Source organism: Paraburkholderia sp., assembly GCF_034668105.1.
Taxonomy (GTDB): domain Bacteria; phylum Pseudomonadota; class Gammaproteobacteria; order Burkholderiales; family Burkholderiaceae; genus Paraburkholderia.
Genome location: NZ_JAXDPY010000450.1, coordinates 1 through 3377 on the forward strand (window position 1 = coordinate 1; position 3377 = coordinate 3377).

Here is a 3377-nt window from a genome sequence, read left to right on the forward strand (position 1 = left end):
CCTGACTCATGCGCTCAGACCTCTTGTGCGCGACGGCCTCGTCGAGTTGCAGCCTGACGAGCAGGACCGGCGCACCAAACGCGGGGCACTCACAACCGTTGGCGAGGCGCGGCTTGGCGAGGCCATCGAACATTGGGCGATGGCGAATCAGCGGGTCGAATCGGTACTGGGCCCCGATTCAGCGGCCACGTTGCGCGCGCTCGCCGACCTGGTTGCCTCGGATGAATTTCTTGCGGCCTATAGCGGCAGCCAGGAGGAATAATTCGCCGCGATCCGTTCGTCACGAGGACCGGTTTTTTCTGCGCGGCTTCCGCGAACATTTCAGTGAACTCGTCCAGCACGGTGAGCGTGTCGCGACCGCCTCGCGTGATCCGATAGAACGAAAATTCGACTTCGGGCCGGATCACATCGATTCGGACCCGGTAGTGCTGGCAGATGTGTTCGCAAAACGACGGCATGATCGCGACGCCTGGTCCCTCGTGTGCCATGGCAATCGCGGTTTGCAGATGGCCCACCACGGTGCGCCGCCCGACGGTGATGTCTTCCTTCGAGAGTGAAGCTTCGATCAGCCGCTGCAGCGGATTGTCTTTGGGAAGCGTAATGAGCGGCAGGTGTCTACGGCGTTTGTGTTTATTTTTCTGTTCGCATCGCTTCTTGCATGGACTCAACGTGGCACGGCAGTTTGGCAACGAGAGACCGTGAGCGCGCCGGGATCGGGCAGTTCTGATTTGCCGGCGTCGCGGCCCACTGTGGGCTCGAACGGCTGAGCAGGAATGCATGCTCGCGCCGCAGCACGGCTCAACGTGGCCAGTGCTTGCGCGAGACGATCGCGAAGCTCACGGCGATCGCGCCTGTCGTTGGGCGAATGGGTGTGTCGGCTATCGCGTCGCCGAAGCGGGGGCGACGAACGTGCCCATTGCGCGGATCGGGACTGCGGACCGAGGCCATGTCGAGTTCGCCGTCGGTGTCGTATTGGCTCGCTGTTGCAGGTTCGTGAGGCACGCACGCGTGTGTGTTCAGCGGGCTTCGAAAGGACATGATGGACACTCCGGGAAGGAATGCCCTTATTGGACGCTTCAACTATCAATTAGTAAAATGAATGTTTTTACCGATCCGATAACTTGCTGGAATGGAACTGAAACTGCTGAAGACGTTTCTGACCGTTGTTGACCTGCGCCATTTCAGTCGCGCGGCGGATGCGCTGCACATGAGCCAACCGGCGCTCAGCAAGCAGGTCGGCGCATTGGAGGCAAGCCTTGGTGGCAAGTTGTTCGAAAGGGGGCGGCACGGCGCGGAACTCACCCCGTTCGGCGAGAGCTTCCTGCCCGACGCGCAGGCGCTCGTCCGCGACGCGGATGAAATCCTGTTGCGCGCGCGAGAGGCAAGCAGCGGCCGGCGTGGTCATCTGCGCCTCGGAATCTGTCTGTCCGTGCTGACGGTCGTGCCGCGGATCGTCGCCGATTTCCGCCTGCAGCATCCCGAGGTCGCTGTCACGTTATGCGACCTTTCGTCCGCCGAGCAAACGCGCCGCCTGCTGGCGGGCAAGCTGGATGCCGGCTTCATGCGCTTGCCGGCCACGGAAGGCCTGTCGTCGTTCCGTATGCTCGACGAGGCGCTCGCGCTGGCATTACCGCCCCACCTGGGATACGCGCGACTCCCGGCTGATCTCGGCGTTCTCAATGAAATCGGCTTCGTCGCTTTGCAGCGCATGCGCGGTCCCGGGCTCGCCGCACAGATCGACCGGTGGTGCCTGGAGCGCCGCTTTGTACCGAACGTGACGCAATACGCTGAAGACGTGCAGTCCGTTCTCGCGTCAGTCGTCGCGGGAGTGGGGGTTGCGTTCATCCCTTCGCGTGCGCAGCATTTGCTGCGGGATGCGACGGTGCTCAAGCTGCCCGGCAAAGAGGCGAAGTGGCGCGTGGGACTCGCATGGCCGTCCGTGTGTGCAAATCCCGTTACGACGCGCTTTGTGTCGTTTGTGCGCCTGGCGATGAAAGGCGCGCTATCCGTGCAGGATTAACGCACGATTAGTACATGGTTATCGCACGGCTATGGCGCGCATGTGTCGCGCGTGAAGGGTGAATTCACCGGGTTGACCGGATTGTCGAGCCGGATCATCTGACCGTGATGCAGCACCGTGAATGCGTCGTCGGGCAGGCCCGCTTCATGTGCGGCCACGGCGAGTTTTTTCGGCGGTTCGTCGAGCGGCTCGTCGGCGAGTTCGAATGTTCCCCAGTGAATGCCGATGGCTTTTTTCGCATGCACGTCCTGGAAAATCTGCACGGCCTGTTGCGGGTCGACGTGCTGTGGGCCCATGAACCAGCGCGGCGCATACGCGCCGATCGGAATCAGCGCGAGGTCGAAGCAGCCGAACGCCGCGCCGATCCGCTTCGCGTCGCCCGAATAGCCGGTGTCGCCCGCGAAATACAGCGAGAACGGATGCGCTGCGCGCGGCGGTGTCTTCAGAACCCAGCCGCCCCATAGCGTCTCGTTGCGATCGGTGAGACTGCGTGCCGACCAATGCGTCGCGGGCACGAACCAGAAGTCGAGCCCCGACGCTTGCGTCCGGTCGCCCCAGTCCAGTTCCTGCGCATGGGCGATGCCTTTCTGCGCGAGCCATTCCTTGATGCCGAGCGGCACGAGAAAAAGCGGCGGGCCGCCCGCTTGACTGTTCAATGCCTGCACGCTTGCCGCGTCGAGATGATCGTAGTGGCTGTGTGAGATCAGCACGACGTCGATATGCGGCAATTCGGCGAGCGTCAGACCGGGCGGCACACGCCGCTTCGGCCCGATGAAGGAGAACGGCGATGCACGTTCGGAAAACACCGGATCGGTCAGGATGTTGACGCCGTCGATCTGCAGCAGCGCGCTGGCGTGGCCGATCCACGTCATCGTATTCTCACTGCGGTTCGCCTTGATCCATTCGACGTCCGGATGATCCACGGGAAACGCGTAGCCGTTTTCGGGCGGCGGCGGCAGATGGTGAATGAAACGGTTCCAGCGCCACTTCCAGACCGAGCCCCGCGCGAGCGGACCATCGTCGTTTTCGAAACCGTTATCCGTGTGCGGTGCATGATGGATGCCGCTGGCGGAGAGGCGCTCGGGCGACGGTTCGGATTCTTGCGCGCTGGCAGCAGAGGTTGCCGTTGCGGCGCAGAGCGCGAAGACGGCATAAAGCAGAGGCAGGCGGAATGGAGAGGGCATCGTGAATGGAGCGAAGTGGCTGAGCTTCCGTTGCATGGGCTTTCAGATGCCACAGTGTAGACCGGCTGAAAAAAGCTCTGCGCGCGCTGCTAGAATCGACAGGTCGTTTGCGGCTTGGGGACATGCACGGCTGGGGAGCGGTTGCGGGCCGATCTCGACGGCGCGTGGATTCG

At 62.7% G+C, this 3377-nt stretch carries 3 protein-coding genes and 2 pseudogenes; 2 read left to right on the forward strand and 3 right to left on the reverse strand.

Features of this window, described 5'->3' with window-relative positions; genetic code table 11:
* A pseudogene (locus tag QOC89_RS20220) lies at positions 1 to 262 on the forward strand (MarR family transcriptional regulator); the annotation flags it as partial.
* 52 nt (positions 263 to 314) lie between these two features.
* Here the strand turns inward: QOC89_RS20220 and QOC89_RS20225 are convergent.
* Positions 315 to 779: pseudogene (locus QOC89_RS20225) on the reverse strand (LysR substrate-binding domain-containing protein); the annotation flags it as partial.
* A 19-nt stretch (positions 780 to 798) separates the two neighbouring features.
* Positions 799 to 1038, reverse strand: coding sequence for a hypothetical protein (locus QOC89_RS20230; RefSeq protein WP_323046646.1), 240 nt, complete (start codon positions 1036 to 1038; stop codon positions 799 to 801).
* A gap of 91 nt (positions 1039 to 1129) precedes the next feature.
* On the opposite strand from QOC89_RS20230, the gene QOC89_RS20235 reads away from it, so the two are divergent.
* A complete protein-coding gene (locus tag QOC89_RS20235; RefSeq protein WP_323046647.1) occupies positions 1130 to 2020 on the forward strand; it encodes a LysR family transcriptional regulator in 891 nt (296 codons plus the stop codon).
* A gap of 29 nt (positions 2021 to 2049) precedes the next feature.
* Here QOC89_RS20235 and QOC89_RS20240 read toward each other — a convergent pair whose 3' ends face one another.
* On the reverse strand, positions 2050 to 3204 hold the full coding sequence (locus tag QOC89_RS20240; RefSeq protein ID WP_323046648.1) for an MBL fold metallo-hydrolase: 1155 nt from the start codon (positions 3202 to 3204) through the stop codon (positions 2050 to 2052).
* Positions 3205 to 3377 lie beyond the last annotated feature (173 nt).

Bases quoted from the DNA above. Each gene is read 5' to 3' on its own strand.
- QOC89_RS20230 (WP_323046646.1), bottom strand. From the start codon at position 1,038: ATGTCCTTTCGAAGCCCGCTGAACACACACGCGTGCGTGCCTCACGAA.
- QOC89_RS20240 (WP_323046648.1), bottom strand. From the start codon at position 3,204: ATGCCCTCTCCATTCCGCCTGCCTCTGCTTTATGCCGTCTTCGCGCTC.
- QOC89_RS20235 (WP_323046647.1), top strand. From the start codon at position 1,130: ATGGAACTGAAACTGCTGAAGACGTTTCTGACCGTTGTTGACCTGCGC.